Here is a 23,084-nt window from a genome sequence, read left to right as displayed (position 1 = left end):
CCCTTTAAGCTCCACCTTTGTTGAGTAGCGCACGCCACTCTTTGTCAGCGGAAACATCTCAGTGACATGCCCGTAGTTCGCAATTGTGTTGCCGCTGACCGAAAACTGACCCAGTAGAGGCTGTTCTGCCGACTGAAAACTGACCCAGGTGTTCAACTGCTTCTGCTCAATTTCTGAGCAGGAGAACACAGGGTGATCAGTATGGAAATGATGGGCAAAATTCGCCGGATGTATTTTCGCGACAAGCTGTCGCTGCATGAGATAACCAAGCGCACCGGGTTGGCGCGCAACACCATTCGCAAATGGGTCAGAGCACCCGAGGCGAAGCAGCCGGCGTACCAGCGCCGGGCGGTATTCAACAAGCTCAGTGCTTTTCACGCCACGCTGGAGCAGGCGCTGAAGGCCGACTCGCTGCGTTCCAAGCAACAGCGGCGCAGTGCCAAGGCGCTGTTGGCGCAAATCAAGGCCGAGGGGTACGACGGTGGCTACAGCCAGCTCACCGCGTTTATCCGTGCCTGGCGCGGGGAGCAGGGCAAGGCGTTGCACGCCTTTGTGCCGCTGACCTTTGCGCTGGGCGAGGCGTTTCAGTTCGACTGGAGCGAAGAGGGTTTGCTGATCGGCGGCATTTACCGGCGTATGCAGGTGGCGCACCTGAAGCTCTGCGCCAGCCGTGCATTCTGGCTGGTGGCTTATCCGAGCCAAGGCCACGAGATGTTGTTCGACGCGCATACGCGCTCGTTCAGCGCCTTGGGCGGCGTGCCGCGCCGGGGTATTTACGACAACATGAAGACGGCCGTCGACAAGGTCAATAAGGGCAAAGGCCGCACGGTGAATGCGCGTTTCGCGGTGATGTGTGCGCACTACCTGTTCGACCCGGACTTCTGCAACGTCGCCTCGGGCTGGGAAAAGGGCATCGTCGAGAAGAACGTGCAAGACAGCCGGCGACGCATCTGGCTCGACGCCCAGGACGGCCAATTTCACTCCTTCGAAGAACTCAATGCCTGGCTCGGCCAGCGCTGCCGCGCACTCTGGAGCGAGCTGGCGCACCCGCAGTACGGCGGGCTCAGTGTGGCCGAGGTGCTGGAGTTGGAGCGGGCCGAAATGATGCCCATGCCCACGGCCTTCGACGGTTACGTCGAGCGTGCGGCGCGGGTTTCCAGTACCTGCCTGGTCAGCGTGGGGCGCAACCGCTACTCGGTGCCCTGTGAGCGCGCCGGCCGGTGGGTCAGCAGCCGCCTGTATCCGACCCGGATTGAGGTGGTGGCCGATGACCTGTTGATTGCCAGCCATGCGCGTTTACTGGATCGCGACCAGGTCAGCTATGACTGGCAGCACTACATCCCGCTGATTGAGCGCAAGCCCGGCGCGCTGCGCAACGGCGCGCCCTTTGCCGATCTGCCAGCGCCGCTGCGTCGGCTCAGGCACGGCCTGGGGCGGCATGCCGGCGGTGACCGGATCATGGCGCAAGTCCTGGCCGCCGTACCGGTCGCCGGGCTCGATGCGGTGCTGGTGGCTGTTGAGCTGGTGCTTGAGAGCGGCAGCCTGAGCGCCGAACACATCCTCAATGTCGTGGCGCGGCTGACATCGAGCGAACCGCCGCCCACCGTCGAAACCCACTTGCCGCTCAAGGAAGCCCCCGTCGCCAACACGGCGCGCTACGACCTCCTGCGTAGCCATGCCGAGGAAATCGGTCATGCGTGATCTTATGGCTGAACTCAAGGAACTGCGCCTGCACGGCATGGCCACTGCCTGGGCGGAGTTGATCGCCCAGGGCGAGTCGGCAACGGCGTCCTCCAGATGGTTGCTCGAACACCTGCTGCAACAGGAGCACACAGATCGCGCCATGCGCTCGGTGAGCCACCAGATGAACATGGCCAAGCTGCCGATGCACCGCGATCTGGCCGGCTTCGACTTCAGCTCCTCCAGCGCCGACGCACGCCTGATCAAAGAGCTGGCCAGCCTGGCCTTTACCGACACCGCCCAGAACCTGGTGCTGATCGGCGGACCGGGCACCGGCAAGACCCACCTGGCCACCGCGCTGGCCGTGTCCGGCATCACCCTGCACGGCAAGCGCGTGCGCTTCTACTCCACGGTTGACCTAGTCAATCTGCTGGAGCGCGAGAAGCACGACGGCAAGGCCGGGCGCATCGCCCAGGCACTGCTGCGCATGGATCTGATCATCCTCGACGAGCTAGGGTATCTGCCCTTCAGCCAGGCCGGTGGTGCTCTGCTGTTTCACCTGCTGTCCAAGCTGTACGAACACACCAGCGTGGTGATCACCACCAACCTGAGCTTCGCCGAATGGTCGAGTGTGTTCGGCGACGCCAAGATGACCACAGCCCTGCTGGATCGGCTGACCCACCACTGCCACATCGTCGAAACGGGCAACGAGTCCTACCGCTTGCAACACAGCAGCTTGGCGGCCCAGGCGAAGATCAAAGCACGCGAACGAAAACCTAAGGGCGACCAGCGGCCGGAGGACGACGAGCCGTTCTGAGCATGTCGAGAGGGTGACCTGCTGCATGACTGCATGTGGCAGGTCTTAAACAACTGAACTGGGCTATCGACGGAGGGGGGATTAAGAGCAGCTGCGCTGATAGACTTATCCACAGTTGCTGATGCAGAAATCAGCAATCCGCCCTGGGTCAAATTTCAATCGGCAGGGTGGGTCAATTTTCCATCAGCGCCAACATTAAAGGGCCAGCAGGAAACCTGGCTCGGCACAGGAAAGGTGCTGGTCTCGTGTGCCAAAGGTGGAACGGCAAGTCTTTCTGCACTCTACGATGCGGGGACCAACACCGATCGAATTGCGGCTGATGCGGTCAGTTATTCTCTGAGGATTGATAACAAATTCATCCCGATTACATCCCCGCAACTGCGTGCGCGCCCACAGGTTCAAGGCGATTACATCCTTGCTCGCATTAGCCCTACCCCTCCGCTGATTAATGCCTTGGAACAGGCTGACCAGATTGGGTTTGCTTATCATCCGAAGGAAGCCGGCGCTTTTTTTGGCTTCCTGGTTGATGCCCGGAAAGACCATGACATGATCCAGTCATTCCTGAACCATTGCCGGGGCATCTGACACCCCGACACCGAGTGGAAGATGGTCACCACACAATAAGCTGGTGGCCATCCCAAATGCTGATTCCGCATGACCAACTCGACCCAAGCACCCTCCAGAACCTACTTGAGGACTTTGCCTCTCGTGATGGAACCGATAATGGTTGCGATCTCACGGAGGCACAGCGTGTTCAGCAAGTCCGGAGGCTGCTCAACGAGAAGAAGATTTTCGTAACCTTCAACGTAGAGCACCAGTGTTGCTGCTTGGTCGCCCGTCACGAAGTCGGTGAGTCCGATATTCGAGACTGGCTAGGGGATGGCAACTGAGTTTCGTGTCTGCCTTTAAAATGAAAATAGGAGGGGCCGTCATGGCAAGAGCAACCCAAAAGGATGTCCAGACCGGGCAACTGATGCTTTCCCACGGATACATGGAGCTATACCAGTCCAAGGATGTTGCCTTGACCCGAGCTATGGAGTTGTTGACACGCTTTATTGCTCGTGATTGGGGCATCCTTGATGATTAAGACAAGGAAAGGAACGAAGCGGCTGTGGCGCGTAAAGAAGCTGTTTATGGGCGATACGACGTGGCATTGCCAGGTGACTCTACCGCTCGCGTTTTGATCAAAACAGACCCTGGCCACCAGGTAACAACTATTCTGCTGCCAGATGAGATTTGAGCCACAACCATCTCCGAACCAACCTAGTTAAGCCTATTCCATAGAGGAACTGTACATACCGATGGCAAACAACGGATCGCCGACCAAAGCAGAGCTCCGCGCCCAACTTGAAGAAGTGTACGAGCGCACGCTAAAGCAAAGCCCCGACCTCCCAATTCTGTACGCCGCTGAGCCGCTTCCCGAACGACGGAAGTACCGGCCTAAAAAGCGCAGCGATGCCTATCAAGAAGAAGTTGCCAAGCTGCTGGCAACGGACGGCGATGTTGCTACCAATTGCGGTCAGCCTTCGGCGCCGGCGGAGAGCCTTGATGAATATCCAGGTCTTACTCAAAGCGTCAAAGATTACCGCCCTAGCAAATCGCGGATCGACCGGGAATAGCTTTTTGCCCCCGTAAGCGGTTGCGGCTCAGAGGGTTTCTGCAATCCTGTGGGAGTTCAAATGCTAGGAACTCCCATGCAACCGGTTTATGTAATCTCACTCGCCCTCTCACTGGTACTTGCAGGCTGCTCAACTTCGCCTGAGGTGCCAACCAGAAACCCGTTCGATGACACATCCACCACCGGGCATAGCAAACCGCGACAACTCGGTGTCAGTAGTCCACGGCCCACTGAGCAGGCTACACCGATCAAGCCGACTCCCCCGCCGAGCTCAGAACTCAGTGCGATTGCTATTGGTGTGACCACCCCCCCCCCACTGATCAGTATCCAACCCGTTGACATAGCGACATCCACTCCACCAAAGCCTGAAAAAAGGGAGGCTGACCTGGCCTTTGACGAAGCAATGCGTTTGGGATCGGCCGGAGATGGACCGGGGAAGGTCGGCATGCTGGAACAAGCCGGTAGGATGGGCAGTGGGGATGCCTTGTATGAGATGGCCAAGGTGTACCAGGAAGGCTCGCTGCTCCCCCAAAGCACAGAACAAGCCGTTGTGTACCTCACAATGGCCCATGGTCTAGGACATATGGAGTCAGCTCGTGTGTTGGGCTTGATGTACCTGACAGGGAATGGGGTCACCGAAGAACGCGAGTACGGAATTTTATTGCTAGAGCAGGCCTCTGAGACAAGCGTCCGCGCCATGCGCGAATACGGCCAACTCCTATCCAACCTCCGCAAGCCCTACCTCAATGATCCTGCAAAAGGAGAGCAGATACTGCGGCGCGCCTCTGCGATGGGTGATGCTGAATCATCAAATGCTCTAGCTACACTGCTCGCGAGGCAAGGCAACCATGCAGATGCCCAAGCAGTTGCGCAGCAGGCCATAGCTATGAACCCTGCTTCGGCATCGAGCCCAACGCCTTCACGCCAGGGATCAAAAGCGGACCTTTCGGCAGAGGCAACCAAGACACAAGCCTTCCAAGGAGACCTTGAAGCTATTTTCACCTACGCGTTAAAGGTCTCTACTCGAAAATTTCCGTCTGTAGAGCCAGAGTTCGAATCGTATTGCTGGTACAGCGCTGCTGCGCAACTGGGGCTGACCAAGGCAAGGGCAGAGGTGCGAAGCTTGGAGGGAGCAAGAGTTATTTCTGATCGCGCTGCCCCAGGACGTATGGACAAGTGCATTGCCGATATCGTTGAGGTCGTGAGTCGCTAGACATGTGACACGGCATGACTTGGATCAGCATAGAGACATCAGCTTTCAGCAGGAAACACCCATGCTCTCCAATGTCCTCTATCCCAACTTCCGTTCCGCTATTCCAGCCCACCGCTTCTCTCCCTGCACGATGGTCCAGCTAACCGGCTGGCCCGAGCACAATTGGGCAGAAGTGGTTGAGCCCGCAGGGTGCGACAACCGCTTTAAAATGGTCCGCTACAGCAGCTGTGGAACAGAACGCTTTATCGACCGAATTTTACCGGCCCTGGTGGCAAGGGTTTGCGAGAAAAACGAAATCCCATTGGATCATTTGATCAGCGGGTCGATTGATATGGCGCAGGGTAAGCTTGGCCAAGTCAGCATGCGCTGGACTTCGTGCTCCGCACAACAGCGCATTTTTGGCTGACAGCCGCACAGGTTCTCCCATGAAAAAGCACAAGCCACTTCGCCACGACAAGCCCTTCCACCACTTCACGACCTGCCTGGCCCTATGTGTTGAACTAAAGGGCACCGATAAAGCTGTGACCGCGTTGTGCAAAAAGATGGTAAAGACCATAGCCCGCAATGAGCGGCATATGATCTACCAGATCATATCAGCACCCAGTCCACTGAAATATGCCTCCGGCCTTCTGGGCGAGCAAGCGCGCTCTGGCTTGACCGACCGCCATACCCAAGCGCTTGCCGAAGAAGATCGTGCTTGAACAGGAAAGCAGTTTTATCAGCCCAATCGGTGGCATGGTCTGACGGACACTGGTAAACCGTCAGTTCATTCTTCCGAGGCTAACCACCATGTCCTCCCTCCCCTCGTTACGAGTAATGCTCGTTGACGATTCAACCTCTATACGCAAAGCCGGATCGGATTACCTCGTTGAGGCCGGGTGCGAAGTCAAATGCTGCACCGATGGTTTTGACTGCATTGCGCAGGCCTTGGATTTCAATCCGCAGTTGTTTCTGATTGACATCATGATGCCGCGACTTAACGGCTACCAAACAATCCAACTGATTCGCAATAAACCCCAATTTAAGGAAACGCCGATCATTCTGCTTTCAAGCAAGGACGGTATGTTTGACATCGCTCGTGGCGAAGCGGTTGGGGCAACTCAGTACATCACCAAACCGTTCTCGAAGGACGTTATTCACGACGCGATCAAACTCTACGCCAGATGAAACATCTTGCTCAGAGAGCCAAGGACTTTTTCATGCCGCAGGACACCCAAGTCACTTTCCATGATCAATGCCCTTCTATCCCTGCTGATCTGAAATCCAGAGTCTGGATGGCAGATGATGGTGGTGAGTCAGGGTTTACTTACCATTTTGATGGTGAGGGGGCACTGCACCGCCATGAGCATGGTTGTCAGTTCTCATTCGTTACACAAGATGGCAGTGGCGCAATGCGAATCTGGGCGAAGGAAATTGGCGGCGCGCAGGTGCAAATTCACTGGATCACCATCCATTGCGGCCGAATCGCTCATGTTTCAGATGTTCTTAACCCCCATACAAACCCAGGCTTCTATTTCCCACCGACCTGGGAAATGTATGGTGCGCGCCAGCATGGGGTGGCTCACGCCTTTGATCAGAGCGATATAGAAAGCAACGTGAGACTCATCCAAGCTGCCTCACTGGACCCTTCACTCTTTGGTGGCAGCCTCACCAGCTCGTGCATGATTGGGTTGGCTTTATGCCGGCCTGACATGCTGCAAGGGACAGATGCACGCTCCGCATGGGCCGCCTTAACAGACATCCAGCGGGCAGCTATTCAAACCTGGGCAACAACATAGTCCCAACCCGTTGCATCAGTAATGCCACGAGTCTTTGTTGTATGGCTTAAAATAGGGAATCCATCTGATTCCCCGTTCGCCTCAGTCCAGTGGCGGCCAGAAGAGTACGTGCCTATGACTACCCCGGAAGCCCGCAAGCTGAGGATCGGCAAGATTATTGCTGAGCTTCGTGCTGCCGATGCCACAGAAATGCATGTATATCCTCCTGACCTGGCAGACGAGGACGATGATGAGTTCGACGCGTTAACCATTGTTCTCAACAGTGTTGCGGACCAGGTTGGCACAGATTTTTTGGAACTGGTCCCCGCTCCCCTCCTTGAATCCTTTTGCTCGATGACAATTATCAAGAATCAGGACACAGGTTTCCTTTTGAGAACTTTGATCGAGTCGTTTATGCGGGCATATAGCAACGATCAAACAACAGCAGAAGCGTTACGTGCGCTTTTCATCCTGGACCACCTGGGCGGGAAGCCTGAATCGGCAATGAATTAGTCTTTCGTGACACCGGCGATAAGCCGACATCAAATCCCAACCTGGATGCTGCACGGCATCCTTTCTTCCTGAGGGGCATCTGACACACCCCTGACCGGCTTTTAACTGACTCCATCAAACGAAGGAGTCATCCATGAACCAGACCAATCAACTCCATCTATTTTCACTGCCGGCAGCGCCGGCGACTTTCGATCGCAATACCCTTAACGGAACCTCGGGAGTAAAACCTCGCCCACAGGTACGCCGGCGCGACGCAGGACAAGCACTGTCCGAACGCATTGTCGATGACCGAGTTTTCTCCATGGGTATGACCAATTGGAAGGCTGTCATTGATCGCGCCCTCTCGATGGGGCATGTCGAACTCTTCAATAGCGAAAACTCCAGACAGGGACTCCGCCGACCTGGATACCGCTACGCCCCAATTCCTTTGCTCCCTGATCGAGGCGCCGAGTACATAAAGACACGAACACTGGAAATCGGGGCTGAAAAATTGTCGAGGAAGTCCATCGACAAACTTACCGCCGCGACCAAGGTGGCTGATCTCGCCATCACAGTTAAGCCAAGTAAGACAGGCCTGTTGATCATCCTGGAGAGCACGACCGGGAAGATGGACATCAAGGCGGAATACTCGGCATTCCGTTTTGCTGACGACAGTGACGGGGACGTAAAGAAGCTTGGGGCATCTCTGGCATTAATGGTTGCGTCGGCCCAAGCCAGCTCCACAAACCCCATTCCAGTAAGTAAGGCACAAGCTGGAATGGCTGTGAAGCTTGCATTACGCGTTATTTCTGGAGTTCAGGAGCTCTCAGCATGAGCCGGCGCCTGATGATTCCGATTCTGACGCAAGATAATTTCTTCGCGCCAAAAGCTGTAAGTCAACAAACCGGGCATTTCAGCCTGCCCCTGCAAACTTTGCAGGAGCGTTCCGAATGAAGAAGCGCCAGGCCCCACTAAAATCCCCGCTCCATGGGTTTCGTAAACGCTTGAAGCTTTCCCAGAATGCTATCGCCGAGGTATTCGGAGTTTCAGAGACCACTTACAGAGTCTGGGAGAAAAGTCCCCCGGCGTGGGCTGGACTTGCCTGCCATGGGTTTGCGCTTTCCATGGTTGTAGATGGCGCAGTTAACCCACTCACTGCCGCTGACATGATCCGGATAAGGAAGGCACTGGGCATTTCTCAGGAAGAACTTGCAGAAGCTCTCAATGTATCGCGCGCAACTATTGGGAGATACGAGGCAGGTGAACCTCCTGCCTGGGCAGGCCTGGCCCTCAGAGGGCTTGTAGTTCGACATACATCAACGTGGTAACAACTCAACTCACCGAGGTTTCTATGCACACCCTCAGCCATCCAAAGGCCCCTACCGTTCAGTATCAAGGTGATATCTGTGTAGCTGTTATCCAATATGCCCTGGACCACCTATCGGGTTACCACGTGCATGCTGTTGAGGATGCAGCGTCAAACCATGGCATCGGCTTTGAAGTAATTGACCTCGAAACGAGCGAGACAGCCGGCCTGATCTGCATCCATTGATAAATGGATCAAAGCTCAGTTTTTCCCCCCCAGGAGTTGAATTGCCTAGCCGGGGGAATACCCTGCTTGCTTGTAGCCCACGGAATCGACCAACAGTGAACGCAAAGGAATTTTTGAAGAGACATCTCGATTGCCATGAACTGCCTGAAACTCTGCCGATCGGTGAAGTTATTGCGGCGGTTTCAGCCGCCGCATCGGCCTCAGCAGACCGAACATCTGACTTTGATGAAGGCAGAATCGAAGCCTTGCGTGGGGCTTTAACCAAAATTGCTGAAACGAGCTCCGACATTACATCTGTGTTGTTGGCCAAAAACACATTGGCTACCGATGCTGAGGACTATTCCTAATGGAAAAATGTAGTTCAGTTGAGACCCTGCTTGGGCTGCTGGCCGATTCAGGCCTTCACCCAGCAATAGCAGGCCAACAAAACGGATGGACGCGATTGGAACTTGCAGTTGATTCTGGTTTGCTCACCTTATTTTGCCGGCCGCTCGCGCCACCATTCAACGGTGATTCGCTGCTCCCATTCCAACTCGCATTGCCGTCCGGCTTGACGCCATACGATCTGAAAGCCCCGTCAGAGCCAGATCAGCTTTTGTTCTTTCCATCCGGGGCCAGCGGTCATTTGATCGTTGAATCCATAGCCAAGCTTGGCGATCCTGGTTACCGAAGCATCGTCCTAAACACATCAGCCGAAACACACATGGCAGGCCTGGCCGGCAAGTTTTACTCCGCAATCCTCGTGTACTTCGAAGACGATCAACAGATATCAAAGTCTGTGAAGGTTTGGCGGAGAAGTGGGTCCGGACATGAATGGTTGCGCCTGCCAATTTCGAATAGTCCTTTCGTTGCCGCAGATCAGGCACTGGAAGAGCATGACGTTCTGACCACGGTGTATCGCTGCACCTCAGGCCAATTCGTTGCATTCAAGCCGACATGCGGCTTACCACTCATCTGAGAACCCCATGAAAAACTTGTTAAAGGTCGTTGCATTACTCACTGCCACAGCATGTAGCACAGCGACATTCGCAGCGGAGGTTGTTGTTTTTGATGAGCCAATTTCTACCTCACTGCTGCCAAATACCGTCATCTGCTCGAATCCAGAATCACTGTTCTTGCTCTACGAGTCCACAAGGTTTGTAAAGACCACTCAACCTCCTGAGAGCACAGAGCCAACAGCATTTTTTGAGCGCATGTTTGACGTTGTTAAAAGCAACGGGGCTTGCTCGATTCAACCGGCCGAATATGCGGTGATGGTTACATCCGTGACTGTTTTTGCTAACAGCTGGAAGCCGTCTAATTCAATGATGGTTTACGGAGAATTCCAGCATCCGGCGCTGCAAAGAAAGACGTATGCGCCTCTACTAGCCTTACCGGGGCTGAGTAAGCATTTTGAGCAGATGGCTGCCCGTACTGAGCAGGAGGCAGAGCCCACTGGTAAGCAATAAGGCACACATCGACGATCGCTGTATTGCAGCGAGCTATGAGTAGGAAGAATATGACTGTCAGGCGCCCCAAATGGGGCGTTCGCCGTTTTCCTTAGCGTCAAAGAGCGCTGAGTAACTATGCAGGTGGTGACCCGATTGGGCTCGGTCTGTACGCAGCGAAAGCTGCATTGAGGGGACTATGAAGATTTCGACCTTGCTCTCTGCATATCAGGAGAGTCTTGCCGCGCGGGATGCAGAAGCTACCCAGTTGGCGGCCAAGATCGCCAGGCTCAAGCAAGCCAACCAGGTGAGTCCAAGTGATCGGCTGGCTACGCGACTGAGCCTTGCTGAATACCATCTGAGCACTATCGACTCGCGGCACCGCGCAGCTGCTTCATGGATCGCCGCAGTTGCGACTCCAGTTTTTGAGATTACGTCAAAACAGCTCGGCAAGGCCTACTCTGGGGCGCTTACCCCTGCGGCCCCAAATCGAGTCTCCATTCGATATAGCTGCAACAACGAGATGGGCAGCGTTGCAGGGATCAAGTGCCTCAGCATTCTCCTGACCCTGGCGCCCATCGGGGGGGGATCAAACACCTCGACCCTGCTCGGCGTTGAGCGCTCGGTTCAACTTTTTGGTTCACAAACCCCTGTGATTGAACAACTGCCTAGCGATGCATCGCTACAACAGTTGATCGCGGCATGACAGTTCGGGACCAGGCTGTTACGAGGCGGCTTGAGTCGAAATTACTTCGACATGCCGAAGAACTTGTTGTCAACGCGCCGATCAACCTCGTGCTTGATTTCAGGAATGCCATTTCCTGCCTGCTTGAGGTAGTAGATGTTGAAAAGCAGATGATCAGCCTGCGCCACGCAACCATTTTTGGAGTCGCATTTGGCCGACTGTCGCTCTCGATTCGGCTCCGCCTGGACGCACTTTATGTCCGAAGTCCGCGCTGTGCATTCATAGCCTTCAAGTTGAAGATCGTTGACCAAGCTCTTCACCTGGGGGCTTGGCTCCTGAATCCATCGCTCAGAACAGGCGGCCAAGGCCATTGCTGCTACTGCGATTGGAACAAGCCCAAGCTGTCGATTTATACGCATGATCTGGTCTCTCCCATCGGAAACGTGTGGCCATCCACCTTAGCTAGCGAGGCCAATGATCACCACCGATTGGGGGTGCGAAAACGTACTGCTCGTTTTCGCACCCCAATTCGGTTGGATCGTTTTTTTGGTCGATATGCTGTGTGTTCATGTTTTCTGAGGTGAGTTATGCGTAACGCCCCAACCCTGTTGATCACCGGCATAGCAGCGATCGCTCTACTGGCAGTCGCCGTTGCGGGCTATTCGAAGATTAGGCACGAAAGCATGCCCACCACTTTTGATGATATTGAGCGGTTTAAGGCAGGTCTGATGAACAGTCACCTTTCAGACCCAGCCGCTTTCTCCATCACCGGCGCCGCTAGGGCACTTGGCGCATTCAAGCTGGAGGGAGGCTTTTCGGTTTGCAGTAACCAGGTGGAAATCGAATCGCAGCAATACCTAGATATCCCCGAATTCCAGAACAAACTGTCCCAGCGACATCAACTGATCACGCAAATGAACGGCCTTCTGGAGAGCGACCTTGGGATTACCGATTGCCAGTACCGCGTGCTCGAAGCACTGGTGAAAAATGCTCAGCCTGCGCATTGATATGGGAGCGCCCGCGCTCTGGGCTACTAATCCCCTGCCACTCTTTGTCGTCAAGGCTCGGGATGGCCACCCGGAGCATACCGTCAAATTCTATCGGCCCTTGGCATTGGTGAAATGCCTACCAGGATCGCGCATCCACTGCCGTCAACCGCACTCTGTAAAGGTTTCATCATGACAGCCCTCGGTATGGAAGAAACCGATCTTCTCGGACATCCGGTATCGGTTAAGCCGCAGAAACCACGGACTCGAAAAGGACCAGCAAGAAGCCCTGCGTTGCGAGAGATCAAGGTCGTAAGTGAGCCGGCGCTTCTGACGCAATCGACAGAAAGGGGGCCGCATACTTCGTACCTAATTCCTGACAATGAACAGTTCCTGGGCAACCTCGTCGATACGTTTGACGCCGTGCCACGGTTCTTTGATCAGAAGATGGTTCCGGACGGTCATTTTGACGCGATGGTACGTACCTGTAACGGTTCCATCCGGGACGTGAGTTACCAGGTAACCGTGACAGCTGCCACGCTACAAAAGGTGATGAAGCTCAAGGGAGAGGAAGGTCGAATCTCTCAAACTAAAACGGTTGGTATTTTCCCTGGTGTTCGCGAAGAATTTGTCGAAAAGGCCATACGGAAAATATCCACTCACAGCTCAGTGCAGAGTGCCGGGCGCTGCGTAGTTTCGTTCACTCTCTATGAGCTCAAGAAGGAGCTTGCGGAGTTTGGTCATGATTACAAGTACACGGAGATTCGCGAGGCGCTGCACATTCTCACCCACTCTCGTATCCAGATAGTTACTGCCGATCGAGACGGTGCGACCATCGATATGACCAGCGGCTACCTTAACAGCCTCGACATACGCAGCCCCAGCAAGAAGAGCCCTTATTACAGGCCAGAGATGGCCGGAACAGATCAGGCTCGCTGTCAGGTGGAATTACACCCCCTCATCAGCCTCAAGATCAGTCAGGGCCAATTCAGGCTTTATCAATATGGAATTGATATGAGTCTCGCATCGGTCTATTCACGCCATCTTCTGCGACATCTGTCCCTGGTGTGGACGAACGCCAGTGAGGATGTAGCATTTCGCCTTAGCTTGATGGACTTCATCAAGAACATTCTGGCTCGTGAGCCGGCGAGTCGTTTGCACAACGACTATCGAAAGCTCGATGAAGCAGTGAAGGAGCTTGTAGCGCACCGTATCCTCAAACCAAGCCCTGAGATATCCGCTGTAAAGGCGTCGAAAGGCAACGGCTATGCTGACTATCTCTTTTCGTTCTATCCGACAAATCGATTTGTGTCCTCTGTGATCCAGGCATCGACTGGAGCGGCCAAGCGACGACTTGTTCGCCCGGCTCGACTGAGTTCAGACGCATAAACAGCGTCCGCCCACATTTGCCACATCGAATCGGGTCGCGCCTCTAAAGCAAGCGGCACCAACTTCCAACAGGCCTATCGCAAGGATAGCTCTGTCGTTTCATTCGCTTCTTGACTCGGCATACCCCACTAAATTCCCCTGCCCCACAGTGGCGACTTTTGTGCAGCCGCGCGTCAGTGCCCACCAAGAACTAAAAACGTGATCTACAGGTGTTCAGGCATGACAAGCATGCAAATGCATTGGCTTCTGCACCAGGTGACTCATCAAACCCCACTAACCTGGCTCGACATACCCCAGTAAAGAACCAGCCTGGATGTGGCGAAGCAGCCTCCTGCGAGACAGGCAGATGGTCGGAGTGGACCCAAATGTAGTGGGGTTTGGTGAGTTATCCAGTGGGGTATAGCGAGGCGTCGGCAAGTAGCGCCAATTAATACTGGGGTATGGCGAGCTGGCGCTCATCAAAGCCACATCCCGGTTTCGATATCGGCATTGGGCATAGGGGAGCATCTAACTGGAAGGGAATGACCAGTTGCAGCTACAGCACCATGGTCACGATGATCGCCTCTAGTAGGGTATGGCGAGTTTTCTTACTGGGGTTTGATGAGTTGGCTCTATGGTTCAGCGGGCATCACCATCTGGGTGGGCCACAATGGCCTCTCAACCGATGCTTTGTTCTAAATCCCGGTACTGGGGTTTGAAGAGCCGGTTCAGTAGGGTTTACCGAGTTTTCCTGCTGGGGTATGGCGAGTAGTTCATTTTCTGTACGCCATCTGCACGCATCCTGGGTGAAATCCAGAACGGCCATGGTGGGGTATAGCGAGTCAGGTGCATGGGATGTACTGGGGTTCAGTGAGCAGAACATTCCTAAGTAGTGGGGTTCGGAGAGCTCAACTGCTTTGCAAGGTGCCGGAGTTATCCACAGATGTGGGGTTTGCCGAGTCAGATCACTTGGGTAGCGTGAGTCAAGCTACACCTCAAAGCCGCATGTTTACTGGGTTCCATGCATCTCTTCTTCTTTCTTCTTTTTCTTCTATCTACGTTTATTTTCTCTTGTCATTTTAGGGGTGGTGACACGCGCCCTTGGACGTTCAAATGGTTCTGTCAATTTAAGGAGCCAATCCAATGCCAACCCCTACCCTTTCACAGCGCGCATCCACATGGCTTAACTCTGAGCCACGCGCGCTTATGGTGATCAAGGATGCATTCAACGCCATGCAGGCAAAAATTGATGCTGAAACTGTTGCCGACATTTCGGAGGCGGAAGCAACTCTGGAAGTGCTCGCTACCGGGTATGTCAGCGCTGGGGGGCAGCTTGACGATCTACTCAGTGAACCCACCCAGCCCTCAGCCGTTCGCGGTCAAGCGGACACAACCTCTCAACCGGCTTTAGATACAAGTCCACTTATCGCGGATGGGGTGCCAGAAGTCCTGAATGAAGACGAAAAGCGAGCTCGATTCCAGCAGCTGAAAAGCCAATTCGGCAATTCATTGGGGCGTACCGAGTGAGCCCTCTTCAAGAGGCACAAGCCTGGCTTTCATCAGAGAAGCCGTCCTCAGAAGAAATTCAGGTTTCGATCGAGAACACATGCCATCTGCTCGCTCAACCCTGCGCGGCTGAAAGACGGGATGAACTACGGGCTGTAATTGACCTACTGGTTTCTGCCATTCCTGGTGTGGAGCTGGTGATTAACCTGCCAGAGCCCCCAAGCATAGGATTGATCGACTGTGGGCCGCTTGTTGCTGAGGAACCCTCACAGGCGCCTCCGTTGAGCCCAGAGGACAAGCGCAAGCGATTTGACAGCCTAAGGGCAGGCCAATGGCCCTTTTGAGCAGGCTTAGCGCCTTACAGGCGCTCTGGTGGAAGAGACGGGGCAAACTCGGCATCGATGAACAACTCGGCATCAAAGACTTCCATGATTTCCTTGATCGTCGGGTCTTTAAGCAGCGTTGCCAATGCCGGATTCAGCTGATTGATCTCACTCCATGCCTTTCGACGCAAAGCCTCAGGGAGCCCAGAAAGTCTCGCAACGCGTCCCCGATCAGCAGCTGAGCGCGTTAGGACAGGAACGGGCCAAGTGAGGGATGGTTCTACGTCTAAATCGCTCATTGCTTTGATCCTGGAATAGATCAAGCATTTGAACCGATTGCATTCTTCACCGGTATCGGTTCAGGAGTGCAAAACGGTCACCCCAGTGGAATCGGTATGCTCAGACGTTACACGTCGCCTATTCAAGGCATTGCTAACCCTTAGGAAGCCCTATGCAATACATCACTGTCCGTGGGCCTTTAACGTGGTTGATGACCAATTCCCAAGGTATTGGCTCAGGGTTTCCGGTTGAATCAGTTACAGCACTCCAGCCGGCCATTTCAGCGTGAAGAAGTGTTTGATCCTCTCGGAGTCCGTTAGCCATGCGTTCCGAATCCAGCAAATAATGCTTTCACTGGGGTATGACTCTCTCTGCGTGAACGGAATTGACCACGCAATCGGTTGCATCGGTACGGAGAGCCTGGACATCATCATCGTGTCTGAGTTTTCAGGTGTTAGCACCAACGACATGATCTTTGCGCTCCGTGAATACGAGGCCGGTGATCAAAGGCTCCCAGTCATCCAGCTGCGAGCGCCTATATCCAGCGTGGGAAAACGGGTGTTGGATGGCCCCATTGTGACTGTCGTTGAACCGCTTACCTTGGACTCGGCCAAGAACGCGGTGGGTTTGCTGAGTCAGCAAAGCTGCCGCTAAGTCCGATTAAAGCCAGGTATCAGAATGCGAAATTTCGCCTTGGGCGCTGCAATTGCTGCTGCGATGCTCGCGGGTTGCTCCACTACCCCCCCGACCATCAACGAGTACACCTACACGTCCGAAGAACACTCAGGCACGGTTAGCGTGCACGAGACTTTGCTGCAACAGACGCCACCTGAGTGTCTGGCTGACTGGCGAGAGGGTGATGCCTTTGTGCCCAATGGGCTCCGCAAAAGCGCCATATACAACCTTGAACTGACAATCATGGCGTCAGCAAACGGGACCGCTGATCAAGACATCAGTGTTGTCGTTCCCAACCAGGTTGGCGAATCGGTCCTCATGAAAGACTTTCAAATCAGTCGCAGTTTCATCCTGGGCGTTGACGAGAACGGCTTAGTGAAGCAAGGAGAGCATTTCTACTATCCGGAAGGATTCTTCGTTCGTGCAAGCCAGCCCAACATTATCGAAAACGATCTTCTGGTCTGCCTAGGCATCGATCGCATGTATGTCCCTACAACCGACCTCAACGGCGCGGTTGATCCAACGGTTCGACTTGATCGCATAGTGATCCCATTCAAGGCCAAAGCTGGGGAACCACAAAGTTTCACTTTTGGCAGCGACGAACCATCTACTTTGGTTATCGAAGCCCAGGTTCAATGAAAACACTTCTCGCTCTGGATGGGATGCCCACACTGGTGCTTGAGTTCACAGAGGACACGACTCGTGAACTCATTGGATATCTACTTGGTTACTACGGTGGGCTCCGTCCAGGTAGAGCCACCAAGTACCCTGGCAACGATAAAGCCCAGTTCATTTACACAGTCCTTAGCGAGGGCTATGCGGTGGAAACCAGCACACCAGGTACGGCAGGTATCGTCATGGACCTTAGGGCAATTGACATTTGCCCTACCCCCCTCAACCGCCTCGACCACACCTCCTACTCGGACCCACATGCTCGCCGGCTGATGAACAAATTCTCTAACGAGCTGCAAGAGGACACATAAGAAATGCGTTACCTCCCTTTAATCCTTGCATTAGTTGCAGGTGCTGCACACGCAACACCAGTGTTGGAAGTGACAGTTGTCCAGGGCTCCAATGAGCCAGTCAAATTTCGCTACGACTTGGACGATAAGCGCAATCAAATCGACCTGCGCACGTCCCATCGATACGACGCAGCTGTGCACGATGTTGCCGCTGACCGAAAACTGACCCAGTAGAGGCTGTTCTGCCGACTGAAAACTGACCCAGGTGTTCAACTGCTTCTGCTCAATTTCTGAGCAGGAGAACACAGGGTGATCAGTATGGAAATGATGGGCAAAATTCGCCGGATGTATTTTCGCGACAAGCTGTCGCTGCATGAGATAACCAAGCGCACCGGGTTGGCGCGCAACACCATTCGCAAATGGGTCAGAGCACCCGAGGCGAAGCAGCCGGCGTACCAGCGCCGGGCGGTATTCAACAAGCTCAGTGCTTTTCACGCCACGCTGGAGCAGGCGCTGAAGGCCGACTCGCTGCGTTCCAAGCAACAGCGGCGCAGTGCCAAGGCGCTGTTGGCGCAAATCAAGGCCGAGGGGTACGACGGTGGCTACAGCCAGCTCACCGCGTTTATCCGTGCCTGGCGCGGGGAGCAGGGCAAGGCGTTGCACGCCTTTGTGCCGCTGACCTTTGCGCTGGGCGAGGCGTTTCAGTTCGACTGGAGCGAAGAGGGTTTGCTGATCGGCGGCATTTACCGGCGTATGCAGGTGGCGCACCTGAAGCTCTGCGCCAGCCGTGCATTCTGGCTGGTGGCTTATCCGAGCCAAGGCCACGAGATGTTGTTCGACGCGCATACGCGCTCGTTCAGCGCCTTGGGCGGCGTGCCGCGCCGGGGTATTTACGACAACATGAAGACGGCCGTCGACAAGGTCAATAAGGGCAAAGGCCGCACGGTGAATGCGCGTTTCGCGGTGATGTGTGCGCACTACCTGTTCGACCCGGACTTCTGCAACGTCGCCTCGGGCTGGGAAAAGGGCATCGTCGAGAAGAACGTGCAAGACAGCCGGCGACGCATCTGGCTCGACGCCCAGGACGGCCAATTTCACTCCTTCGAAGAACTCAATGCCTGGCTCGGCCAGCGCTGCCGCGCACTCTGGAGCGAGCTGGCGCACCCGCAGTACGGCGGGCTCAGTGTGGCCGAGGTGCTGGAGTTGGAGCGGGCCGAAATGATGCCCATGCCCACGGCCTTCGACGGTTACGTCGAGCGTGCGGCGCGGGTTTCCAGTACCTGCCTGGTCAGCGTGGGGCGCAACCGCTACTCGGTGCCCTGTGAGCGCGCCGGCCGGTGGGTCAGCAGCCGCCTGTATCCGACCCGGATTGAGGTGGTGGCCGATGACCTGTTGATTGCCAGCCATGCGCGTTTACTGGATCGCGACCAGGTCAGCTATGACTGGCAGCACTACATCCCGCTGATTGAGCGCAAGCCCGGCGCGCTGCGCAACGGCGCGCCCTTTGCCGATCTGCCAGCGCCGCTGCGTCGGCTCAGGCACGGCCTGGGGCGGCATGCCGGCGGTGACCGGATCATGGCGCAAGTCCTGGCCGCCGTACCGGTCGCCGGGCTCGATGCGGTGCTGGTGGCTGTTGAGCTGGTGCTTGAGAGCGGCAGCCTGAGCGCCGAACACATCCTCAATGTCGTGGCGCGGCTGACATCGAGCGAACCGCCGCCCACCGTCGAAACCCACTTGCCGCTCAAGGAAGCCCCCGTCGCCAACACGGCGCGCTACGACCTCCTGCGTAGCCATGCCGAGGAAATCGGTCATGCGTGATCTTATGGCTGAACTCAAGGAACTGCGCCTGCACGGCATGGCCACTGCCTGGGCGGAGTTGATCGCCCAGGGCGAGTCGGCAACGGCGTCCTCCAGATGGTTGCTCGAACACCTGCTGCAACAGGAGCACACAGATCGCGCCATGCGCTCGGTGAGCCACCAGATGAACATGGCCAAGCTGCCGATGCACCGCGATCTGGCCGGCTTCGACTTCAGCTCCTCCAGCGCCGACGCACGCCTGATCAAAGAGCTGGCCAGCCTGGCCTTTACCGACACCGCCCAGAACCTGGTGCTGATCGGCGGACCGGGCACCGGCAAGACCCACCTGGCCACCGCGCTGGCCGTGTCCGGCATCACCCTGCACGGCAAGCGCGTGCGCTTCTACTCCACGGTTGACCTAGTCAATCTGCTGGAGCGCGAGAAGCACGACGGCAAGGCCGGGCGCATCGCCCAGGCACTGCTGCGCATGGATCTGATCATCCTCGACGAGCTAGGGTATCTGCCCTTCAGCCAGGCCGGTGGTGCTCTGCTGTTTCACCTGCTGTCCAAGCTGTACGAACACACCAGCGTGGTGATCACCACCAACCTGAGCTTCGCCGAATGGTCGAGTGTGTTCGGCGACGCCAAGATGACCACAGCCCTGCTGGATCGGCTGACCCACCACTGCCACATCGTCGAAACGGGCAACGAGTCCTACCGCTTGCAACACAGCAGCTTGGCGGCCCAGGCGAAGATCAAAGCACGCGAACGAAAACCTAAGGGCGACCAGCGGCCGGAGGACGACGAGCCGTTCTGAGCATGTCGAGAGGGTGACCTGCTGCATGACTGCATGTGGCAGGTCTTAAACAACTGAACTGGGCTATCGACGGAGGGGGGATTAAGAGCAGCTGCGCTGATAGACTTATCCACAGTTGCTGATGCAGAAATCAGCAATCCGCCCTGGGTCAAATTTCAATCGGCAGGGTGGGTCAATTTTCCATCAGCGCCAACAGACAAACCACCCATAGCGAGAATCTGGAGCTGGAATCAACTCGATTCTGCAAGAGAACTCAGCAGAAGCTGCAATGAAATCCGCCTCTCCACGCTCACCAGGTTTGAGTCTCGATATAGGCACCACTGTTACATCGTCCTGATTAGCGCCATAGAACTCAGACATGAAACGCTGTGCCAGCGGCACAGGGCCAACTTCATCAACAGCGTCGCACCCGGATATGATGGCTAGTGCTCCCAGGACAAAAATGACGTTCTTCATTATCCCAACCCTTAGTAATTGACGCCCTTTGAAAGCAGGAAGAATGCCTTTGCTCCGGGGCTCATTTCACTCACACCGGACATTCTGTCGGAACCCACAAGGCTTCCGTCCAGCGACACCTGCCGGCTTCCACTCTTCTTATCAACACAATTCATCAGTGCTGACGAAGCATAAAACCTGGCGCCGCTTGTGCTCTGCTTCGTCGGGATGATCAAGCGGCATTCTCGCCGCTCAAGCTCCACAACCCAGGGCCGATCGAACGCCGCCTCGCCCCCTGTCAAAGACTCCGATTTCTGGACACGCCCGGTAGATAGATCACCGATTGACGTGAATACAATTGGGATCATTGCGGCTGTCGGCATGTACAGGGAATTATCATTGGCATGCGCCAGCCCGCTGGCCAGGACAGATAGCAGAACTGCTGTTGTTGACTTCATGTCGCTTTCCTTTAGCTATCTAATTTCATGACAAATTTGCGGGATGCTTGCCAAGCTCAATATCCCGAGTCGCGCGATAACGAACATTAAGTAGTGAATGTCCAGGTTTCGCGTGTCATCGCGGCGATGGTGATGGCCATGGCCTCGGATGGACCGTCCGTAACCAAGCAGCGTTGCCAGGGCAGCGGTTCCACCTCCGGACTTTTTGCCGGCACGCGCACGGTAATGAAAGCCTTGAAGCCAGACACTAGCTGTTCAGTCTTGGCGTCCCACTCATACCGAGACTGCATGCCCCGATAGCGGATCGTAAGCAGACGGTTGGCGTCCTCTAGCCTTTGCGTTGGTTTCAGCACCTGCGACTGCATGCCGAGCAGTTTCATGACTTTGTGGTCGAGCAGGTCAGAACCGGCTTGGTTCTCGGGCCGCTCAAGCTCCTTGATTAGATCATCCATGGCCCAGCGAGCATCCGCGTTTGGCGAGCAACGCGCAGTCGTGACTTCGCGAATGGCCAACTCACGGCCTTCCGGCTGTTGAGCCCAGTACCATCCTTCGGCTGCGCCCCCTTTAAGGCCTTCATGTTGGCATGCGTGTGCGGCAAGGCTTGGGGTTGTCGCGGCGATGAGACATTGGATTAAGCCACCCATGACGAAGCCCGCAACAATCAGCGATAACACTACATAGCTCATGTCGGCGCTGGTCGCCGTAACTAGGAAGTGGCGCAAACCTTCATAGTCGTTTACGGCGCAAACCACCAGACCATAGAGCGGCATCATTGGCGCAATCGTCGCTCCACCCAACATGGCCTGATGAACATACCGACCAAAGAAGGGGCGGCTTGCTCCGGCCTTTTGGCCGCTCAGGATGCGGCTTACCGCCGCCCGAACCCGTCCCATGATGAACCCTTGGTTAGTATCTGTTTTCTTTGCAATCATGTTTTTAATAGGCATGTTTCCCCTTAACTCGCTAAGTCGTTGAGTTGGATTCCATGCTCCAACTCATCCTCGGTTAGGCGGCGTAGGCCTTTCATCTTGGACTCATACAATGCTTGCTGGCGATATGCACGGCGCAAGGCTTGTCGAGGGAGGAACTTGACCCCTCGGAATTTCAGCTCTCGCATCACAATATCGTTCTCGATGATCTTGCTGGTCGTCTGATAGCGCATGGCGGTTTCCTATGCCTCAAGAATTGCTTGTGGGGTCTGGGCAAAAAGCATGTTCTTCGCCTCAACCGAAGAGACTTGCTGAATTGCCATTCCGGCGCTTTCCATTTCCACTACCCATGCCTGACTGTCTTCCGAGTCGATGAGGCAGGCTCCTTCGACATAGCCGGTGGATGATACTGCGATGTATGCCAGACAGTTTCGCATGGGTGATTTCCCTCAAATCATTACAGGCACGCAGGGCATATGCGCAACTGATTAGGGACCATCATCGTTACTATTCCAACGCTGCACTTTGAACACGGCCTAGTAACTCCGAGATACCAGTAGCACCCGTTTTGCAGAGGCAGTGCTTCCGATTCTTCCACTGTGAAAGTGGCGGAGTCTGCCGACAGGGCGTCGCGTGTGTTGCGAAAGGCCGCTAGCAAATCGTCCGACAGCTCGGCAAATACCGGCGCGCTCAGTAGCCCTTCCAGGCGCAGCGCTGCCAGCCAGCCCGAAGCCACACCTTCTCGGCGGGTCAGGTCGCCCAGGTCGGCGGCGTCCGCCAATTGAGCGATTTTCTTACGGGCGTTGACAATGGTTTGAGGCTTGTCCGGCTCTATGCTCATGGGTTTAGCTACTTAGTCTTGAAATAGATCAAAGAGGTGCGCATGAACATGAAGCTTGTAAAAAGCGCAGCCATAAATCCGTAATACAGGCCTTTTGGCTCTTTAAATTCGACGCTGATGAAAACGACCAAGACGGAAGCCAGGGCCATGGTAAAAAAAAGGGCAGGCCAGTTGGCGCCATGTTTCATGCTTGAATACCTCGAACTAGGAACTGGTTTTGATTTAAGCCATTGATGGTTACCCCTCGATGATAACGACCTCCCTTTGAATACCAACCCGATTCGGGGGTTTTTCCATCTCGCGGCACCATGCAAGCCCTAGTCGGTATCACTGAATGCTTCGCAAAGCTGTAAGGCCCAGAATTGCAGGATCGAGTAGGAGGCGGATTCACATCCGCCGTCCTCTCACACCACCGTACGTACGGTTCCGTATACGGCGGTTCCTGCCTACTGATAAACAACGTCAGC

General features: G+C 55.3%; 35 protein-coding genes. 26 read left to right on the top strand and 9 right to left on the bottom strand.

All coding sequences use genetic code 11. From position 1 onward, the window contains the following. Nucleotides 1–201 precede the first annotated feature (201 nt). From istA (AC0T4W_RS00615) to AC0T4W_RS00520, 20 genes are all read left to right on the top strand, one after another. A complete protein-coding gene (gene istA, locus AC0T4W_RS00615; RefSeq protein ID WP_476315011.1) occupies nucleotides 202–1,701 on the top strand; it encodes an IS21 family transposase in 1,500 nt (499 codons plus the stop codon). Next, the gene (istB, locus tag AC0T4W_RS00610) at nucleotides 1,694–2,497 is read left to right on the top strand and encodes an IS21-like element ISPst3 family helper ATPase IstB (RefSeq protein WP_476314408.1); all 804 of its coding nucleotides are present in this window, start codon (nucleotides 1,694–1,696) and stop codon (nucleotides 2,495–2,497) included. The genes istA (AC0T4W_RS00615) and istB (AC0T4W_RS00610) overlap by 8 nt, the downstream gene beginning before the upstream one ends. A gap of 234 nt (nucleotides 2,498–2,731) precedes the next feature. Next, nucleotides 2,732–3,082 carry a hypothetical protein gene (locus tag AC0T4W_RS00605; protein WP_476314709.1) on the top strand — a complete coding sequence of 117 codons (351 nt, stop codon included), beginning with the start codon at nucleotides 2,732–2,734 and terminating at the stop codon, nucleotides 3,080–3,082. Nucleotides 3,083–3,138: 56 nt separating this feature from the next. Continuing rightward, complete coding sequence (locus AC0T4W_RS00600) at nucleotides 3,139–3,387, top strand: YheU family protein (protein ID WP_476314706.1); 249 nt, start codon at nucleotides 3,139–3,141, stop codon at nucleotides 3,385–3,387. A gap of 41 nt (nucleotides 3,388–3,428) precedes the next feature. Continuing rightward, entirely contained in the window at nucleotides 3,429–3,584 is a 156-nt protein-coding gene (locus tag AC0T4W_RS00595; RefSeq protein WP_476314703.1) for a hypothetical protein, read from the top strand. Nucleotides 3,585–3,798: 214 nt separating this feature from the next. After that, nucleotides 3,799–4,116 carry a hypothetical protein gene (locus tag AC0T4W_RS00590; RefSeq protein WP_476314701.1) on the top strand — a complete coding sequence of 106 codons (318 nt, stop codon included), beginning with the start codon at nucleotides 3,799–3,801 and terminating at the stop codon, nucleotides 4,114–4,116. 444 nt (nucleotides 4,117–4,560) lie between these two features. After that, complete coding sequence (locus tag AC0T4W_RS00585; RefSeq protein WP_476314698.1) at nucleotides 4,561–5,328, top strand: tetratricopeptide repeat protein; 768 nt, start codon at nucleotides 4,561–4,563, stop codon at nucleotides 5,326–5,328. A gap of 61 nt (nucleotides 5,329–5,389) precedes the next feature. Continuing rightward, nucleotides 5,390–5,734: a hypothetical protein gene (locus AC0T4W_RS00580; RefSeq protein WP_476314695.1), complete on the top strand. Its 345-nt coding sequence runs from the start codon at nucleotides 5,390–5,392 to the stop codon at nucleotides 5,732–5,734. A 19-nt stretch (nucleotides 5,735–5,753) separates the two neighbouring features. After that, nucleotides 5,754–6,029: a DUF7740 domain-containing protein gene (locus AC0T4W_RS00575; protein ID WP_476314692.1), complete on the top strand. Its 276-nt coding sequence runs from the start codon at nucleotides 5,754–5,756 to the stop codon at nucleotides 6,027–6,029. An 88-nt stretch (nucleotides 6,030–6,117) separates the two neighbouring features. After that, a complete protein-coding gene (locus tag AC0T4W_RS00570) occupies nucleotides 6,118–6,495 on the top strand; it encodes a response regulator (RefSeq protein ID WP_476314689.1) in 378 nt (125 codons plus the stop codon). 32 nt (nucleotides 6,496–6,527) lie between these two features. Continuing rightward, nucleotides 6,528–7,106 (top strand): hypothetical protein, encoded by a 579-nt coding sequence (locus AC0T4W_RS00565; RefSeq protein ID WP_476314686.1) that lies wholly within the window; start codon nucleotides 6,528–6,530, stop codon nucleotides 7,104–7,106. Between the two features lie 114 nt (nucleotides 7,107–7,220). Continuing rightward, the gene (locus tag AC0T4W_RS00560) at nucleotides 7,221–7,598 is read left to right on the top strand and encodes a hypothetical protein (RefSeq protein WP_476314683.1); all 378 of its coding nucleotides are present in this window, start codon (nucleotides 7,221–7,223) and stop codon (nucleotides 7,596–7,598) included. Between the two features lie 133 nt (nucleotides 7,599–7,731). Next, nucleotides 7,732–8,412 (top strand): hypothetical protein, encoded by a 681-nt coding sequence (locus AC0T4W_RS00555; RefSeq protein ID WP_476314680.1) that lies wholly within the window; start codon nucleotides 7,732–7,734, stop codon nucleotides 8,410–8,412. Further along, nucleotides 8,409–8,531: a hypothetical protein gene (locus AC0T4W_RS00550; RefSeq protein ID WP_476314677.1), complete on the top strand. Its 123-nt coding sequence runs from the start codon at nucleotides 8,409–8,411 to the stop codon at nucleotides 8,529–8,531. The genes AC0T4W_RS00555 and AC0T4W_RS00550 overlap by 4 nt, the downstream gene beginning before the upstream one ends. Next, nucleotides 8,528–8,905, top strand: coding sequence for a helix-turn-helix domain-containing protein (locus tag AC0T4W_RS00545; protein WP_476314674.1), 378 nt, complete (start codon nucleotides 8,528–8,530; stop codon nucleotides 8,903–8,905). Before AC0T4W_RS00550 ends, AC0T4W_RS00545 begins: the two co-directional genes overlap by 4 nt. A 23-nt stretch (nucleotides 8,906–8,928) precedes the next feature. Beyond that, complete coding sequence (locus tag AC0T4W_RS00540; RefSeq protein WP_476314671.1) at nucleotides 8,929–9,129, top strand: hypothetical protein; 201 nt, start codon at nucleotides 8,929–8,931, stop codon at nucleotides 9,127–9,129. A gap of 95 nt (nucleotides 9,130–9,224) precedes the next feature. After that, entirely contained in the window at nucleotides 9,225–9,476 is a 252-nt protein-coding gene (locus AC0T4W_RS00535; RefSeq protein ID WP_476314668.1) for a hypothetical protein, read from the top strand. Continuing rightward, a complete protein-coding gene (locus tag AC0T4W_RS00530; RefSeq protein WP_476314665.1) occupies nucleotides 9,476–10,087 on the top strand; it encodes a hypothetical protein in 612 nt (203 codons plus the stop codon). The genes AC0T4W_RS00535 and AC0T4W_RS00530 overlap by 1 nt, the downstream gene beginning before the upstream one ends. A 7-nt stretch (nucleotides 10,088–10,094) precedes the next feature. After that, the gene (locus tag AC0T4W_RS00525; protein ID WP_476314662.1) at nucleotides 10,095–10,577 is read left to right on the top strand and encodes a hypothetical protein; all 483 of its coding nucleotides are present in this window, start codon (nucleotides 10,095–10,097) and stop codon (nucleotides 10,575–10,577) included. 178 nt (nucleotides 10,578–10,755) lie between these two features. Further along, nucleotides 10,756–11,262, top strand: coding sequence for a hypothetical protein (locus AC0T4W_RS00520; RefSeq protein WP_476314659.1), 507 nt, complete (start codon nucleotides 10,756–10,758; stop codon nucleotides 11,260–11,262). Between the two features lie 41 nt (nucleotides 11,263–11,303). On the opposite strand, the gene AC0T4W_RS00515 is transcribed toward AC0T4W_RS00520, so the two are convergent. Next, the gene (locus AC0T4W_RS00515) at nucleotides 11,304–11,660 is read right to left on the bottom strand and encodes a hypothetical protein (RefSeq protein WP_476314656.1); all 357 of its coding nucleotides are present in this window, start codon (nucleotides 11,658–11,660) and stop codon (nucleotides 11,304–11,306) included. Nucleotides 11,661–11,828: 168 nt separating this feature from the next. On the opposite strand from AC0T4W_RS00515, the gene AC0T4W_RS00510 reads away from it, so the two are divergent. From AC0T4W_RS00510 to AC0T4W_RS00500, 3 genes are all read left to right on the top strand, one after another. Continuing rightward, nucleotides 11,829–12,248: a hypothetical protein gene (locus AC0T4W_RS00510; protein WP_476314653.1), complete on the top strand. Its 420-nt coding sequence runs from the start codon at nucleotides 11,829–11,831 to the stop codon at nucleotides 12,246–12,248. A 171-nt stretch (nucleotides 12,249–12,419) separates the two neighbouring features. Then, a complete protein-coding gene (locus tag AC0T4W_RS00505) occupies nucleotides 12,420–13,616 on the top strand; it encodes a replication protein (RefSeq protein WP_476314650.1) in 1,197 nt (398 codons plus the stop codon). 1,122 nt (nucleotides 13,617–14,738) lie between these two features. Beyond that, nucleotides 14,739–15,122, top strand: a complete 384-nt coding sequence (locus AC0T4W_RS00500; protein ID WP_476314647.1) for a hypothetical protein — start codon at nucleotides 14,739–14,741, stop codon at nucleotides 15,120–15,122. Between the two features lie 337 nt (nucleotides 15,123–15,459). Here AC0T4W_RS00500 and AC0T4W_RS00495 read toward each other — a convergent pair whose 3' ends face one another. Continuing rightward, the gene (locus AC0T4W_RS00495; protein WP_476314644.1) at nucleotides 15,460–15,723 is read right to left on the bottom strand and encodes a hypothetical protein; all 264 of its coding nucleotides are present in this window, start codon (nucleotides 15,721–15,723) and stop codon (nucleotides 15,460–15,462) included. A gap of 658 nt (nucleotides 15,724–16,381) precedes the next feature. Between AC0T4W_RS00495 and AC0T4W_RS00490 the strand changes: the two genes are divergently transcribed. The 3 genes from AC0T4W_RS00490 to istB (AC0T4W_RS00480) all read left to right on the top strand — a co-directional run bounded on the left by AC0T4W_RS00490 (nucleotide 16,382) and on the right by istB (AC0T4W_RS00480) (nucleotide 19,954). After that, complete coding sequence (locus AC0T4W_RS00490) at nucleotides 16,382–17,017, top strand: hypothetical protein (RefSeq protein ID WP_476314641.1); 636 nt, start codon at nucleotides 16,382–16,384, stop codon at nucleotides 17,015–17,017. Nucleotides 17,018–17,658: 641 nt separating this feature from the next. Further along, entirely contained in the window at nucleotides 17,659–19,158 is a 1,500-nt protein-coding gene (istA, locus tag AC0T4W_RS00485; RefSeq protein WP_476315011.1) for an IS21 family transposase, read from the top strand. Further along, complete coding sequence (gene istB, locus AC0T4W_RS00480; protein ID WP_476314408.1) at nucleotides 19,151–19,954, top strand: IS21-like element ISPst3 family helper ATPase IstB; 804 nt, start codon at nucleotides 19,151–19,153, stop codon at nucleotides 19,952–19,954. The genes istA (AC0T4W_RS00485) and istB (AC0T4W_RS00480) overlap by 8 nt, the downstream gene beginning before the upstream one ends. A gap of 183 nt (nucleotides 19,955–20,137) precedes the next feature. Here istB (AC0T4W_RS00480) and AC0T4W_RS00475 read toward each other — a convergent pair whose 3' ends face one another. The 7 genes from AC0T4W_RS00475 to AC0T4W_RS00445 form a co-directional block, all read right to left on the bottom strand. Beyond that, on the bottom strand, nucleotides 20,138–20,410 hold the full coding sequence (locus AC0T4W_RS00475) for a hypothetical protein (RefSeq protein ID WP_476314638.1): 273 nt from the start codon (nucleotides 20,408–20,410) through the stop codon (nucleotides 20,138–20,140). Nucleotides 20,411–20,421: 11 nt separating this feature from the next. Continuing rightward, a complete protein-coding gene (locus AC0T4W_RS00470) occupies nucleotides 20,422–20,847 on the bottom strand; it encodes a hypothetical protein (RefSeq protein WP_476314635.1) in 426 nt (141 codons plus the stop codon). Between the two features lie 86 nt (nucleotides 20,848–20,933). Beyond that, complete coding sequence (locus AC0T4W_RS00465) at nucleotides 20,934–21,794, bottom strand: hypothetical protein (RefSeq protein WP_476314632.1); 861 nt, start codon at nucleotides 21,792–21,794, stop codon at nucleotides 20,934–20,936. Between the two features lie 8 nt (nucleotides 21,795–21,802). After that, on the bottom strand, nucleotides 21,803–22,009 hold the full coding sequence (locus tag AC0T4W_RS00460) for a hypothetical protein (RefSeq protein WP_476314630.1): 207 nt from the start codon (nucleotides 22,007–22,009) through the stop codon (nucleotides 21,803–21,805). A gap of 9 nt (nucleotides 22,010–22,018) precedes the next feature. Continuing rightward, nucleotides 22,019–22,213 carry a hypothetical protein gene (locus tag AC0T4W_RS00455; protein ID WP_476314627.1) on the bottom strand — a complete coding sequence of 65 codons (195 nt, stop codon included), beginning with the start codon at nucleotides 22,211–22,213 and terminating at the stop codon, nucleotides 22,019–22,021. Between the two features lie 20 nt (nucleotides 22,214–22,233). Next, nucleotides 22,234–22,617 (bottom strand): hypothetical protein, encoded by a 384-nt coding sequence (locus AC0T4W_RS00450; protein WP_476314624.1) that lies wholly within the window; start codon nucleotides 22,615–22,617, stop codon nucleotides 22,234–22,236. Between the two features lie 8 nt (nucleotides 22,618–22,625). Continuing rightward, on the bottom strand, nucleotides 22,626–22,805 hold the full coding sequence (locus AC0T4W_RS00445) for a hypothetical protein (RefSeq protein ID WP_476314621.1): 180 nt from the start codon (nucleotides 22,803–22,805) through the stop codon (nucleotides 22,626–22,628). Between the last annotated feature and the right edge of the window lie 279 nt (nucleotides 22,806–23,084).

The sequence above is a fragment of the Pseudomonas sp. C7.1 genome, assembly GCF_056312395.1.
Note: the sequence above shows the minus strand (reverse complement) of the source record. Positions and strands in the feature narration are given on the sequence as shown.